Source organism: Mesorhizobium denitrificans, from assembly GCF_003403035.1.
GTDB lineage: Bacteria > Pseudomonadota > Alphaproteobacteria > Rhizobiales > Rhizobiaceae > Mesorhizobium_G > Mesorhizobium_G denitrificans.
Map to the genome: position 1 here is coordinate 47,740 of NZ_QURN01000017.1, position 14,405 is coordinate 62,144.

At 58.1% G+C, this 14,405-nt stretch carries 14 protein-coding genes; 4 read left to right on the top strand and 10 right to left on the bottom strand.

Going from position 1 to position 14,405, the window contains the following annotated elements:
* The first annotated feature begins 305 nt into the window (after positions 1–305).
* The 3 genes from DY251_RS21990 (at position 306) to DY251_RS18645 (ending at position 3,192) form a co-directional block, all read left to right on the top strand.
* A complete protein-coding gene (locus tag DY251_RS21990; protein ID WP_425373320.1) occupies positions 306–620 on the top strand; it encodes a helix-turn-helix domain-containing protein in 315 nt (104 codons plus the stop codon).
* A complete protein-coding gene (locus tag DY251_RS18640) occupies positions 617–1,666 on the top strand; it encodes a protein kinase domain-containing protein (protein WP_116625427.1) in 1,050 nt (349 codons plus the stop codon). The genes DY251_RS21990 and DY251_RS18640 overlap by 4 nt, the downstream gene beginning before the upstream one ends.
* A gap of 95 nt (positions 1,667–1,761) precedes the next feature.
* A complete protein-coding gene (locus DY251_RS18645) occupies positions 1,762–3,192 on the top strand; it encodes a tetratricopeptide repeat protein (RefSeq protein ID WP_116625428.1) in 1,431 nt (476 codons plus the stop codon).
* A gap of 14 nt (positions 3,193–3,206) precedes the next feature.
* Here the strand turns inward: DY251_RS18645 and DY251_RS21345 are convergent, their stop codons facing one another.
* The 4 genes from DY251_RS21345 to DY251_RS18665 all read right to left on the bottom strand — a co-directional run bounded on the left by DY251_RS21345 (position 3,207) and on the right by DY251_RS18665 (position 5,091).
* On the bottom strand, positions 3,207–3,452 hold the full coding sequence (locus DY251_RS21345; protein WP_147307463.1) for a hypothetical protein: 246 nt from the start codon (positions 3,450–3,452) through the stop codon (positions 3,207–3,209).
* A 624-nt stretch (positions 3,453–4,076) separates the two neighbouring features.
* The gene (locus DY251_RS18655; protein WP_116625430.1) at positions 4,077–4,262 is read right to left on the bottom strand and encodes a hypothetical protein; all 186 of its coding nucleotides are present in this window, start codon (positions 4,260–4,262) and stop codon (positions 4,077–4,079) included.
* 123 nt (positions 4,263–4,385) lie between these two features.
* The gene (locus tag DY251_RS18660; RefSeq protein ID WP_147307464.1) at positions 4,386–4,694 is read right to left on the bottom strand and encodes a hypothetical protein; all 309 of its coding nucleotides are present in this window, start codon (positions 4,692–4,694) and stop codon (positions 4,386–4,388) included.
* A gap of 211 nt (positions 4,695–4,905) precedes the next feature.
* Positions 4,906–5,091: a hypothetical protein gene (locus tag DY251_RS18665; protein WP_116625432.1), complete on the bottom strand. Its 186-nt coding sequence runs from the start codon at positions 5,089–5,091 to the stop codon at positions 4,906–4,908.
* Between the two features lie 575 nt (positions 5,092–5,666).
* On the opposite strand from DY251_RS18665, the gene DY251_RS18670 reads away from it, so the two are divergent.
* Positions 5,667–5,969 (top strand): DUF982 domain-containing protein, encoded by a 303-nt coding sequence (locus DY251_RS18670; protein ID WP_116625433.1) that lies wholly within the window; start codon positions 5,667–5,669, stop codon positions 5,967–5,969.
* Positions 5,970–6,047: 78 nt separating this feature from the next.
* On the opposite strand, the gene DY251_RS18675 is transcribed toward DY251_RS18670, so the two are convergent.
* The 6 genes from DY251_RS18675 to DY251_RS18700 form a co-directional block, all read right to left on the bottom strand.
* Positions 6,048–9,116, bottom strand: coding sequence for a type IV secretory system conjugative DNA transfer family protein (locus tag DY251_RS18675; RefSeq protein ID WP_245416031.1), 3,069 nt, complete (start codon positions 9,114–9,116; stop codon positions 6,048–6,050).
* On the bottom strand, positions 9,085–10,209 hold the full coding sequence (gene virB11 / locus DY251_RS18680; protein ID WP_245416032.1) for a P-type DNA transfer ATPase VirB11: 1,125 nt from the start codon (positions 10,207–10,209) through the stop codon (positions 9,085–9,087). The genes DY251_RS18675 and virB11 overlap by 32 nt, the downstream gene beginning before the upstream one ends.
* Entirely contained in the window at positions 10,206–11,570 is a 1,365-nt protein-coding gene (gene virB10, locus DY251_RS18685; RefSeq protein ID WP_116625434.1) for a type IV secretion system protein VirB10, read from the bottom strand. The genes virB11 and virB10 overlap by 4 nt, the downstream gene beginning before the upstream one ends.
* Positions 11,571–11,574: 4 nt before the next feature.
* Complete coding sequence (gene virB9 / locus DY251_RS18690; protein ID WP_245416033.1) at positions 11,575–12,384, bottom strand: P-type conjugative transfer protein VirB9; 810 nt, start codon at positions 12,382–12,384, stop codon at positions 11,575–11,577.
* A gap of 20 nt (positions 12,385–12,404) precedes the next feature.
* Entirely contained in the window at positions 12,405–13,139 is a 735-nt protein-coding gene (locus DY251_RS18695; RefSeq protein WP_116625436.1) for a VirB8 family type IV secretion system protein, read from the bottom strand.
* A 132-nt stretch (positions 13,140–13,271) separates the two neighbouring features.
* Positions 13,272–14,333, bottom strand: a complete 1,062-nt coding sequence (locus DY251_RS18700) for a TrbL/VirB6 family protein (RefSeq protein ID WP_116625437.1) — start codon at positions 14,331–14,333, stop codon at positions 13,272–13,274.
* Positions 14,334–14,405 lie beyond the last annotated feature (72 nt).

A 14,405-nucleotide genomic window follows, 5' to 3' on the forward strand; every position in this document is an offset into this window, starting at 1 on the left:
GTGGAAATACAACCTTTTTTCTTGGACGCTTACCGCGGGGCCCGCCATGCGAAGCCATCAATTAGCGTAGCTTGGCGAGCCTCGGTGGGGAACCATGTTAATTCTAGCAGCCCAAAATTTGGCATAGCCTACGCTGGGTAGCCTCTATCAATTCCAATTTGAAGCCCCGAGAGCTGCCATTCGCACTCCCAAATGCGCGCATCTTGAAATCGCCGCAGTATCATATATATTCATGTTTGGATTTAAACTTCGGAATGGATATGAACTCAACATTGACGCAGGAGCAGCACCGGGCGGCGGAGCGGATGGCAGCGGCGCTGCAGCCTGTGCAGGATCAATTGAGCTTAGCCCACTTGGTGAGTTTGCTCACCGTGGCGACCCATCCCGGTCTGTCAGTTAATGAGCTAGCCGAGCGGGTAGGCGCGCCGCAAGCTACTGCAAGCCGGTATGTCTCTGTCCTGCTGGGACGTTACCAAGGCCAAGGAACCCCACCTCCAAAGCCACTCATAGCGCAGGAGATCAGTCCAGACGATCCGCGAAAGCGGGCGTTGTTCCTTAGTCAGGATGGGCAAGAACTCGTGTCGCAAGTGGTTGGAGCAAGACTCGGAGCGATGAAGTGAGCGCTGCTGCCAAACTATTGAACCTCGAAGTTGATGGTGGGTGGAAGGTAGAGAAACAACTGGAGCGTTCGCCAAACGGCACCGGGGGGATGTTCTCTCATAGTTACTTGGCTAAAAAAGAAGGGCGTATCGCGTTCTTGAAGGCCTTCGACTTCTCCGACGCTTTTGAACCAGGCGCAGACACCTTGAAAACACTAGGCGTTCTGACGGCATCGTTCGAGCATGAGCGTGACATCCTTGAGCATTGTCGAGGACGTCGAATGTCTCATGTGAGCCTCGCTATCGGTCATGGATATGTGGACGTTCCTGGCATGAGCGCAATGGAAGGGCGGGTCTACTATCTACTTTTCGAGAAGGCTGACGGCGATGTCCGCGTCCAAATGGATGAAGCCGACGCTTCGGATGCCGTCTGGTGCATGAGGGCACTGCGCGACGCATGCTTGGGTTTGGCGCAGGTTCATCGTGAAATCATCGCCCATCAGGACCTGAAGCCGTCAAACGTCCTTTGCTATCAGAACGGGGGCTTCAAGCTAGCAGATTTCGGTCGCTCATCACGTCGCGGCAGCTCTGTGTGGCATGACGATGTGCCGTTTCCCGGGGACCGCACCTATGCGCCTCCCGAGTTGCTCTACGGCTTTGTCCACACCGATTTCATTCCGAGGCGGATGGGATGCGACCTCTACATGCTGGGCAATTTGGCTGCTTTCCTGTTCACGGGAACAAACATGACCGGCTCCTTGCTCGCTCGGCTTGACCAACAACATCACTGGACGCGGTGGCGTGCAGACTATTCCTCAGTCCTTCCATATCTGCAGGAAGCATTTTCGCGCGCTCTTGAGGAGCTTCAGACGAGGCTGCCGCTGGAGGTACGGACGGAAATACTGAGCATTGTTAAGGAACTGTGCAATCCCGACCTAGAGCTGCGGGGTGACCCAAAGGCAACAGGCCGGCCCAACCAGTTTTCGCTGGAACGCTACGTCTCTAGACTCACACATGCGGTGAAGGTCTTGGAGATAAAGACCCGTATAGCGCGGCGGACTGCATGATACCCTCCATCTGGACTAGGAAGCGTCGGCTTGTCCCTCGCTGGCGTAGATTAGCTGTCACCGCGAAAGCTCGCGAGCTAGCGACGCCTCCCCGATTGAATGAGAGCTCAAGTGCTCTGCCAATTGATCGCGACCTTCTCGACAAGCTCGCTCGGTGGCGCGCTGATCAATCCATCGTCTCAGCGGGGGAACTGGTAGAAGCCGCAGTTGTGGCCGCGAAAGAAAGTGAGGCAGCACATGCCGCACGCTTCCTGCTTGATCCTCGTTCAACAGCCACCGCACCATTGAAGAGGCTCGCAGCACTCACGTTAAAGAGGGCCGGATACGAGAACGAAGTCCCGAATGGTCTCGAAATACTCGCCAGCGACGAGAAACGCGTTTGGCGAGAAAGAACTCGAATGTATCCGAACAATCCACTGGGATGGGTTGAATTGTCCCTTTTTGATGTCATAGCGGGCCGACATCAATCTGCCTTGCGGTCTATGCAAATCGCGCTACAGCTCGCGCCGAATGATCGACATGTCCTCCGATCCGCTTCACGCCTGTTTCTTCATTTGGGCGATCCTGACCGCGCCTATGACATACTGCTGAGGAGCGGCGCTACGAAGTCAGACCCGTGGTTAATCGCAGCCGAACTTTCAATTGCCGAACTGGCCGGACAAAAGCCCCGATATTTTGAACAGGGACGTCGCTTAGTCGAACAGGGGCAGTTCTATCCGAGACAAATTACCGAACTTTCTGGTGCAATTGCGACCTTGGAGCTTGGGGCAGGCAAGAGAAAGAAGTCGCGCGATTTCTTCCGAACTAGCCTAACCGACCCTTCGGGAAATGCGGTGGCTCAAGCTGAATGGGCATCACCCGAATTCAATGTTGAATTGGTTTCTCCCCAGACCTTTTCCACTGCAAGTGAGGTGGATGAGGCGACAGCCTTTCATCTCCTCCGAGAAAAGAAGTTCGGGGACGTTCCAGCAGCATGCGAGCGTTGGTCACAGGGAGAACCCTACTCTATACGACCATTCGAAGTTGGCTCCTCAACAGCCGCGATGATTGGGGACTACGAAAAGGCTTTGAAACTCGCCCAGCAAGGACTGCTCGTTCGCCCTAATGCAAAATTGCTGCTTAACAACCAGGCGTTTTCGCTCGCACATTTAGGGCGACTTAAGGAGGCGGAGCAGTCACTACGTGGGATCGGGCAGGAGGACGAAAGGCTTTGGCTTGTAAGTCAAGCAAACCGCGGCTTGATCAGCATGCGCAGTGGCCAGCATCAGGCCGGAATGACTTATTACCGTGACGCGATTGAGGGTTTCAAAAAACTCCAAAAGCCCCAGATGATCGCGATAGCGCGCGTTTATTTGGCACGCGAGGCGGCGCGCGCCGGGTTGCCAGAGGCGAGCGAGCTTCTTACGTCTGCGCGAGAGGAGCTGGAGAAGTTAAAACTGACGGCGCATCAGCACATTCTAGAAGAAGCTGAAAAGGCCATCTCTCAATCGATTGAGGTACCGGCCAATCTTGAAACATCAGTCTAGTTCGCTCGCTTTCTCTACAACCACCGTCCGCGTGGTCGCTTCGGATTACGGCTTTTAGGAGCCGGAAAGCTGATCTCGACTTCCGACATGCGGCGCGAAACCGTAGTTTGCCCCTTGATCGGAGCGTCTTCTTTCCCTTGGGCAGCCAACCGAAAGCCGCCAATCGGCTTTCCACCCCATTCCAGACGTGTACGTGGTGAACCGGCAACTTCGAACGCTTCCCAGAAATCTATGATGATCGCGGCCGCTGAGATAGACAATCCAGTTCACTTTCCGTCGCAGCCCACAGTTCGTTCAGATCCGTAAGAAGTTGCTCAATCCTTCGACGCGTACATTCGTGACGCTCTGCCTTCCTCTGAAATCCCATCGCCTGTCCGTCATCCGCTAGGTGGCAATCTCACGCAGGCGCCGCTCACGCTACCGAAGTGCATATTCCGGCGCGGTAACGAACGTCGCGCAGGTAAAATACATGTCGCATTCGCATGCCCTACCTCAGCCCGGTTGAACGCGCCCCAACTCTTCAGAAGTGCAGGATTTCGGGCTGCGCAACGATCTATGCAGTTCATGATCCCCCTCCCCTGTTCTTCTCCGATCAGGTCCATCACCAATGCGACATGGTCGCGAACCAGCTCTCTGGTTTCCTCGCTTTCCATACGGTCAATTGCGGCTCGCCCCATAGATTCGAGACCATCATTAAGGGCGAGCGCATCGACATTTTCAACGGCCTTGGAGCTTTCGACTGCGACCGATCGTAATGCGTGGACGGGACGTAGCTCTCTTGAAGCAACGCATGCATGTTGACCTAAAGATCGTCACCGTCGGCGCGTCTCCCGCCATAAACTTACCCGTGTCAACGTCCGATACCGGCAGGCGTGGTCGCCACATCATGCCCCGGCCATCTGTCGCCAAATAGCGAGCGCTCCACCCGACGAAGTGCCTTCAGCAACGATCATCGAGCCGTCGAGCGATCCCCGCGCCTCCCAGAGACCGGCCGCCTTGACGTGAACTTCAACGATGCAAACCTTCCCGCGCACAATAATGTTGGCTGTCCGGTAGGCGCGGTTGTCCATGTGCGGAGGTCCATTCAGCAATCTGATCGCGCGCCAAGGTGAAAAATTGAGAACATTTCACAAGGGAATATGCCAGCGGGCGGGAGGCACGTAACACCCCCGCACAGCCTTGTACAAGCGCGGTCAGGCCGCCTTTCGCATTCGGGCGTTCACATCATCGTCAGCGCCGAGACGCTTTGCAATATTATCCCACAGCTGCTCCACCTGCCTTGCGACGTTTAGCAACTGTTCCGTTTCAGCTATGCGTTCCCTCGACGCAAGCTGGTCCATGATCTGGACGATTTCCCAGCGCCGCTTCTCGACGCCCTCACTGAGACACTCTCTCATGGATGGGTCGATCTCGGAGACCGAGGCGAATTTGACAATACAGCGCACCGTTTCGACGGCCATTCGGCCATTGTCACGCAAACGATCCAGGATATTCGACGCCATGCCACGCTCCTGCTATGCCGGCTTAAGGTGCGGGGCAAATCGATCGCGCGTCAAGCGTGCGATTGGCGCATTCCACAGTTCGGATACTGTCGCATACGCCTTGTGGTAACTTGCCTGCCCATCCCCGATATTTGATCATGAGATGCTGACCACGGATGTACTGGCAGCAAGAAGGGCCGGTCGCGCTTCGGTGCGCCGGTCTTTTCCAATCTCACATTTTCGAGGTACGCCCGAGGAGGTGAAAGCCGTGTTCCTCAAGCGACTTCAAGACTGCTTGCGCCTCCGGCAGATAGCTCGCCCACAAAGGCGCGCCCTTGTGGATAATATCCTCCGGGTTGCCTGCATGCCGGCATAAGGCGCGGGCTATTATTTCGTCGGTGGGTTTTTCGTGTTTCATTCCTTCTCTCACCGCCGAGGTGTTGTTACCAACATTAGCGTTCGAGGTAAAACATGGCTCGCGCCGGGACAATGAGTCGTCGGGCCTTCGCGCTTCCAGCCCGTTTTCAATATGGGAATCGACTTTATCTTTGTCATTACCAAATATCTTATGCCCTATGGGGTATAATTCTGGTGACAGGTGGAAGAACCGGTGCACGCTATTGCACGCACTTGTTCTGGCGATCCGTAGAAGCCTTTTCACCGGCTTCCGTCGTGGAAGTGATCACCTTGCAAATAGACGGTGTGTCGATAGCTCCGGCGCACTCGAACTAGCGCTCGCCACTATCCTCTCAAGCTTGTGGCAGAGTAAGGATTAATCCCAACCATATAGGGACAGTGCAGCAGATCCTTGTTGATGCGATGCCGGATTTTCGGCGTCCCGTCCTTAGAGGCGACGTCTATTAACATCACTGGCAAAGACGCAATGAACTGCAGACATGAAGGCGCAAAGCTGCACCTTGAAGCCGGGCGCCACGGAACTCATATTTTCGGCTTGCATGGCGATATGCCGCGCGAGAACAGCCGGAGGATGAGATGAACGACAAGCTTTTCGAGAGGCCTGTTTTTGTAAAGGGCGGAAGCTTCACCATTATCGAAATTGCTTCCCTTCATGACGCCATCGATTTCCTCGACGAATGGCCGGCAGAACTGCAGGACGTTCCCTATGAAACAATCCGGCGTGCCTGCTACGCGGCGCTGGACGGCGGGCACCAGCTTGACTCCGCGCGCGACAACTTCGCCAAGTGGGCAAAAGCGGCAAATATCCTGGAGGACATCGCATCCATTCCGGCGTGGATGACAGGGCCGAAATCTGGCCCTGGCGGCATTCTGGCTTAAGACAACGAAAAGCCCGAGCGGTCTCATGCCGATTTGCAACTTGTGCATGCCTTCGGACTGCGGGACGATCTGTGCAGATCACGAATCCCCTCCCCGTTCTTCCCCGATTGGGTCCATCACCAATGCGGCGTGGCTGCGAACAAGCGCTTTTGTCTCCTCGCTTTCCATACGGTCAATCGTGGTTCGCCACATGGATTCGAGACCATCATTCAGGGCGAGCGCATCGACATTTTCAACGGCCTTGGCACTCTCATCGAGCATAGCATGCAATGCCGCGTTCATTTTGCCGAACTGGCTGCTCACCTCCTGGCGCTTCAGGATCGGAGAACGCACTACGTTGGCCTCCTGCCCCGTAACGGCCTGTCGCGACAACGCCGGCGATCGATCGCGATGCGTCGGCGGGGAGTAGCTCTCTTTCAACAAAGCACGCACGTTGACCTCAAGATCGTCGTCGTCCGCGCGGTGTTCCTCCATAAGCTCACCAGTGTCAACGTCGACAAAGTCGGCTTCCCCGAAATATGCGCGCTCCCGATCGGACTCCGATTTCGCTTCGGCCGAGCCACCCTTGTCCGCGGGATGCCGCCGCTCCCGCGCTCCTGTACCTTCAGCCGGATCCTTTGAGTGCGCCGGCGTTTCTCCAGGCTCTATTCCCGGCACGCGGGTCGCATCGAGATTCAGCCTGATCGTCAGCTCATCGAGCGAGGAAAAGAATATGTGTCGTTTTCCGCCGACATCCTGCCACAGAAAATCTACCGGACGCGCGTTGGACGGCTTTCTCAAAGCCGTACTGGTTACGCCGCCGGCCTTCAATGTCGCCACGCGTCGCTGGACAACCCGAGCATCGGGATGGAGCATTTGACGCGTCATCACGCCTTCGAGCGAAGCGGGCTTCGCTTTGAACTTCTCGTCATCCTCGAGCGTCCACGTCCTCGGCTGAATCCGTGGCTTGCGGATTTCCTCATATCTGTCCATCGCCCGGAATTGCCGCTCACCTCCGGAATCGAGCTTCATGATGCGCATGATCGGCATGCCGGTCACTTGGAGGATCGCCTCTTCCGGCTTCATCTGCATCAGCGCATGGACAGGAAGCAATTCCACGCGCATCGGCATCACCGATCCTCCACTGTCACGACGGCCGTGGCGATACGAATATGACGGCTGCGGCATCAGCTTTGTGTCGACGCCTGCAATCTGGGACACGGCCTGCGCGTCCTCGACATTCTGGAAATTCATGTAGAGCTTGATCGTCGAAGTCCCCATCAATATCTTTTGACCCGGACGCTGATATAGCCGCTCCAGCTGCGCGCCGTCCTGCAGGATGAACACAAACCGCACCCCGTTCTTCCGGATCAGCGGCGCAAGCGTCAGCACCGTGTCGAGCCGCCCACCATTGCCGAACTCATCGAGCATCATCAGAACTTCGTGCTCGCCATTGCGCAGCGGGCCAAGCTGCACCAGATTGTCGGCCATCTGCTGTACGAAGATCGAAATCAGCCGCTCATACATCTGGATGATGTTCCAGTCGGCCTGCAGGTAGATGACCATCTTGCGCTTGCGGATCTCGGTTATCGGGATCGTCGTCACCGACGTCATCGCCTCGATAAGCTCGTTCTGCAGGAAGTTGAACTTCGCGCCGATCTCGGCCGCGATCCCCTCCCCCAGCTTTTCATGGCGGCCGATGAACTTCGTCAGCTGCATGCGCGTCTGGTCGGACAGATGATCGCCGTATTGCGACAGGAGCTGCGCGATCGCCGTGCGCTCATCCGACATGGAATTGAGGATACGATAAAGCTCACTCAACGACTTGCGCGTATCCGGGCATTCGATCACAAAGCCCAGCATGGCAACCAGCAGTATCCTGGCGCTTTCCTCCCAGAAATCGTTCGAGTCCGAACGCAGCCGTTCCGGCATCAGCATCTGCGCGAGTTTCTGGAGATCGGTAATGCGCTGATGCGGATCCTTGCTGATCACATCCAGCGGATTGAAACAGTGCGTTCCATGCTGGCCGGGCGCCATGAGGTAGACCTCATAGCCCTTCTTCTTCATATAGCCGGAGGTTTTCTCGTAGAGCTCCCCGCTCATATCGAGGATGAACATCGATCCGGCGTAGTTCATCATCGTCGGCATGACGAAGCTGCGTGACTTGCCCTGCCCCGGCGAGCCGATCACCATGACATGCTGATCGCTGTCCGAGCGCAGCAGCATCCCCTGCTTGTATCCGAGCACGATGCCGCTCTTCTCGCGCAATCGGTAGTCGGCGGCATCCCGCAGATTCGCCAGTCGGGAATGACCGAATACCTGGCGCTCGCGGTGGATCACGGCCCTCACGATCGGGAATCCAATCAGAAGGCCCGCCGCGGCAAGTCCACCCAGGCCGGCGAGGACCGTCAACTTCGCCGGTGCGACGAACTGGCCAGCGGCATTGGTGCCGCCGAAAGGCGCCTGATACATGGCGGTCAAGGCATTGCCGTAATAGTTTGCGACGGCGTCCAGCGTCAGGCCCTTGGTGGCGATCAGATAAAAGATCACGCCATAGACGACCACGCCTGCCCAACAGGCCGCGAACACCAGACCGGAAGTCGTCAGCAGGCTGAAGATCGACCGGACATGCAAAAGATAGAGGAGCAGGCGCGACAGCGACCGACCGCCCTTCAGCATCCACCAGGTCATCCAGACATAGATGAGCGGAAACACAACTGCGAGGCCAAGCAGCGACAGCCCGACCGTATTGCGCGTGAACACGACTATCGAAATCTGCCTCGCCGCGTCCATGAACGGCGCGCGCCTCACATAGTCGATGAACGAGGCCTGGCCGAACGACGTCGAATACATGTCGTATATGAATACGAACGTCATGAGCCACATCAGCACCGCCATCGCGATGACGACGGGAAAGGTCAGAAACGAAAATCGCCGTAGGGCCGTCAGCCGCTTCGGCTGTGGCACCTCATCAACCGCGGCCCGCAACATCGCGGCATCGATCTCGAAGGGATCCTGCAGCAATCCGCTGTCATCAGAGAATTTGACCGGCCGGTCATTGACGGCCCGCGGCGTCGTTTCGACCCATTGTTCCGGCTCGGCCGCGGCATCGCTTCCCGAATGACGACGCGCGTCCTCAAAAGACCTGGCTGTGAACCTTTTCGCCATCCTCGTTGACCTCGTCCCGAAAATAGATCTCGCTCACCCCCCTGCTGACGGTTTCGTCGCCCTTGCGCAGTTGCACTACAATTGGAATGATCGAGCGGATGTATTTGAGGATGTCATCCCTCTCCATGCGGACTCCGGCATTGACGATCAACGTGGACAGGCGGTTGAACGCCTGATGCGGCGAATTCGCGTGGATCGTGGTCATCGAACCGGGGTGGCCCGTGTTGATAGCGTTCAGGAAGTCAAAAGCCTCCGGGCCGCGCAGCTCGCCCATGAAGATCCGATCCGGGCGCAGGCGCAGCGCCGTCGCCAGCAAATCGGCCATCGAAACCTTCGCTTCGCCCTGGTCGCCTTTTGAGACCAGAAGCGACACCACGTTTTCGTGCCGGGGCTCCAACTCGCGCGTATCCTCCATCAGGACGAAGCGCTCGTGCATGGGAATTGCCGTCAGCATCGTGTTCAGGAACGTCGTCTTGCCCGACGACGTGCCGCCCGACACCAGCATGGAACGATGTTCGGACGCAGCAACTTCCAGGAACTTCCGTACCTGCTTGCTGCGCAGCAAGACCGACAATTCCCGGTCGACCTCGTCGATATCGTCGTCTCCCGTCACCTTCACATGGTCGAAGGCGCCACGCTTCTCGTAGTCCACCAGTGACAGCCGCCGGATGAACTGCTTGCGGATGGAAAAAGCGTGGCCGGTCGCGGAGGCCGGGTGAAGCACGAACTGAACGCGTTCGCCGCCCGTCAGGACGGCCGACAACAACGGGTTTTCGCGATTGATCACCTGAGCGGTCAAGGCAGCCGACCGTACGGCCATGTTCTCGACCGCATGCTCGGTGAGGGTCGGTTCCTCGATCCTCTGCATCACCAGGCTGCCGCCTTTCTCCAGCCACAGCTCCCCCGGCTTCTGGCAGGATATTTCGACCACCTCCGGATCATCGAGATACTTCCTGATCGGCTTCAGCGCCTCGCCAAGCCAATGAAGATCGATATCCCTCCTGCTGGTCGTGGCATCGACCTTCTTGAGCGGTGTCACCACCTTGTCGGCCGAAACATGCAGGGCCTTGTCGCTGGCAGAATCCATCGTCATCGGCCTGCTCGCCTCGACCTCTTCAGCCGCTCGAACTCCTCGACGACCGGGTCTTTGTACAAATCGGAGAAATCGAGATCGCGGGTCACGAACACGTTAATGTCCGAACCCTGGTCGATATGGATCGTCGGCCTGATATCCCTGGTATTGCCGAAAGCTTCCGCGGCCATCTGCTGGATGCCGGCTGCGATCGTCTGGGCTGCAATGCCGCGCGCCTGCTGTTCGGGCGTTTCGGTGCTGCTTTGCGGTATCCGTGTCACCGTGCCATCCGGATTGACGATGGTGATGTCGTTGTTGCGATCGGGGTTTCCGAGCGTGGCCACATACTGTGCCGCTCCGCCGATCATCGTGAGCAGCGCCGGCGGCCCAAAGCGTTCCCAGTATTTCCTGTCCACCTTCCCTGTCATGCCCGAGCGTCCGAGCCGGTCCGTTCCGAAGGAACCGAGCTGGACTGAAACCCCATCGCCCCGGATCATGCGTGTCCAGACGATGAAAACGCGCTCCTGGCCTTGCTGGATGTCAGCCTTGTAGTCGCCGATCAGGCTCGACCCGGCCGGGATCAGGATGCGACGGCCGTCGAAAGAATAGACGTCATCACGTACAGTGGCCTTCGCCATGCCGGCGAGGTCCGAGTTGATGGCGGTTTCCAACGTGCCGCTGATCATGGTGCCCTGTGCGATCCAGGCATCGGTGCGATTGTTTTTCGCGGCCCGCGACAACGCCACGTCCTGGTTTCCCATCGCCGCCAGAAAGGCTCTATTGGCATCTCCGCCCGTGCCGTCGCGGCCGGCTCCTCCCGGGCCGCCCTGCCCGGAGAAATCTTCGCCGTTCAGGCCGGCCATCCCTTGTCCATCCCCACCCGGCTGGATCGATGCCTGCGCCATATCCGTGCCCTGCTGGTCATGCGACTGGTCATATACCGTTGCATTCGCCTTCACCCGCTCAAGCAACTTTTGCTGGCGTGCGAGTTCGATACACTTTGGATCGTCGGGATTGTTTCCGTTCGAGCAGTCGACCGGCTGCTCCAGCACTGGCGGCAACTCGACCTGTTCCACCGGTGGTGGTGGCGGAGGGGGTGGCGGGGCCTCCGGCACCACCACGGTGGGGATCGGCGGCGGGGGCCGCGGTGTGTTGAAGCCTGGGCTTTCCGGCACTCTCACCGGGGCGAACGTTTCGGGTTCCGACTGGTTCGTCGCGACCTTTTCCGGCGGTGTCGAGAAGGCCACATAGAGCACGATCCCAACGGCGAAGAGTGCTGCCAGCAGCGCCAGAGGCCGACCGATGCCTATCCCGCGCCGCCGCACCGCGCCGCCGATCGTCGCCTCGTTCTCGATACCATGGCTGTATTGCGGATCAGACATCGGCCTACCTCACGCTCCTACCGCTCGAATACGCCCATCCCTTTCCCAGCGGCTTCGGTGCCACGACGCCCTCGATCGGGGGCTGCTCGTCGGCCGGCGCCGTGCGCAGATTGAACAGGCAGGTTTCCGTCTCCGTGCCGAAGCGAAGCGTCCATTGGCGCGACACCGTGTCGATCACGATGTAGTCCTGCTCCCGACGATAATTCACCAGCGACTCGCGTCGCTTCTTGTCGACGACAAATATCGCCGGCGTGTCGCCGGAGAACTTCATGAAGGTCTTGATCCCGTCGTCAAAGACCCACACCGGTTTCGCGCCGGGGTCTCCCTTGAAGCCGTAGTCATAATTCACGTGATCGCGGCGGATATTCTTGATGTTCGGATTTTTCTGCGCCTCCTGGGCCTGCTTCCATAACTCCGCCATGCCTTTCATCCCGGCATCTTCGGGATAGGAAAATCGAAGCTTGTAGGTCTGGTTGTGCTGGTTTCCGGAATCGTTGACCAGGAGCTCGAACGAATAAGTGCGTTTCGTGGTGATCACCGACATGTTCGTCGCGGCATCTTTCTCCATCGGCTTCAGCGTGAGCGAGCCGCGGTCGGCCGAGGGCAGAATCTGCCAGGAGACGGTGTCGCCGGCGACGACCTGCGTGATCTCCTCGTCCTTGCCGAACAGGATCACCGTGACCATGCCGTAGGTGCCGGTGACCTCGAACACCTGCTCCGAGGAATAGGGAACGGTACGTATACGAGGGTCGTACCGTCCTGGCTGCGCCACCAATTCCGCGTGCGCCAGTGCCGTGCTCAACGCAATCGTCATCGCTGCCAGTGCCACCCTCCTCATTGCGGGAGCCCGCTCGGCATCATTTCCGGAACCCTGGTGTAGTCCGTGACCAGGAAGCCCAGCGGATTGAACATCCGTACCCTCTGGCTCATTTCCAGGTTACCCTGCCGGTAGCGGACCGTCGCCGACCACCTGTCGACTTTGGCCATTCCGCCTTGACGGCGCTCTTCCGTCTCGAAGCGCACGTTCATCGTCTCGTTGTTCAGGGGATTGACGGATAGTAGGTGCACGCGGACATCGCCCTCCGCGCCGATCCTCTTGACGGGCGACCTCGGATTGCCCGGATTCATCAGCTCTTCATATTCGCGGAACGCACGCCCGTTGGGGTCCGACCACAACTGGATCATGTCGAAAGTGTCGGCGAGGTACCGCGGATCGTAAGTCTCACGCTTGATCACGTAATTGCCGATGAAGGCCGCCCTCACCGCCTGTAGCTCGGAGACAGACCGGTCCTTTTCGAGCGTTGTTGCTGTCTCCATGTACCCGGTCGCCTTGTCGACGATCAGCGGCACGACCTCGGTCGATTTTAATGGAAACAACTGCGCTGACGACCACACCGAGATGCCGGCGACGGCCCATCCCGCGATCGCCGCAAGGCCGAGCACGAACGCAAGCAGTGAGAGGAGCGATCTCTGCCGCGCCCCCCATGTCAAATGCTGCTGATAGATTCCGTCAGGACCTGGAACTTTCCACTCGGGCTTGCCAAATGCCTTTTTCCTGAACAACGCCACCCGAATTCATCTCCGCATAGATCCCGGGAATCGCCGCGAACAGATCGTCCGCGGTTACACGATGGGAGAACCTTAAATTACACGATAGTAGAAGAAAAGTAGAAAGTGACACCAATCTCAGTCCCCATGTTGCTATCCGGAACGGCCTCGCATTCGACCGGCAAGCATCCGCCCCATGGCACGAGTTCCTCGCCCCATATCTCCCGCCATGGCCATCGTGCCTCGTACCGCGTTCCCCGTAACACCCGCGGGGGTTATACTCGCTGCAAGACTTGCGGCTCTCGACCCGCTATTTCTGGCGGTCCGCAATCCCTCGCCAACGGTGCCCGCGGCAGGGAGTCCAAAAAATGCCGCTCCATATGCGAATGAAAGCGCCAATGACGGCACCTTGGAAACAAACGCCGCCACAACGAGCATGTAGAGCACCAGGCCGGCCGCCACGCCGAAGGACTCTTCTTGCGTCGCTGTCGCAATCTGGATTGAATCCAGATACGAACGGACAAAGCCGAAACAGAAGCCGGCAATGATGTAGGAAAAAAGCAGCGTGAATATTCCGAACGCTATTCCCTTCACCCAGCCCTCGAAGACGAATCTGGAGATACCGAAGAAATTGCAGAGAATCGCGATAGGCCCTACGGCAAGCATCACAGCGACCGTCATCTTTGCAAACAGCGTCACGCCCGTCAGGACCAGAAGCATGGGGATCAACCCGCCGCCAACAATGAACAGGACGAGCAACGCGCCGACGATCGAGCCGATCCATCCCCCGGCCTGCGCCGTCGCGATCGCCGATGCGAACTCATAGACCTTCTCGGCGACCTGACGGACTTGGTCCGCCATATTGGCACCGCCAGCGATCCCGGCCATGCGCGAAGACAGAGCTGCACCAAGCTGCTCCGGCGTCTCGAGGATCAGCTTTCCGACATCCTCATGGAAGACCGACCAGGACATCACGAACGCATACGCCAGCGCGACCTTGCAGCCGGTGGTGGCCATATCCTGGACACTGATGTGGGTCCGGCCCAATGCCCCCCACAGAAAATAGATGATCAGGAACAGAGCCAGCAGGGAGGTGACCAGTCCCTTGTTTTCAGCAAACAGCCCCCAAGCCCGCTCGATCGTATCCTGGTTGATCCGATCGAAATAGGTGAGCGCGGTTCCATAGAAATTGGTGAGCCCGTCCCGCGGATCCATTTGGCAACACCTCCGGTCAGAGCTGGTTCACCGGCCTCATCGGGCCACATTCATCGCTCATCTGTTGGACGA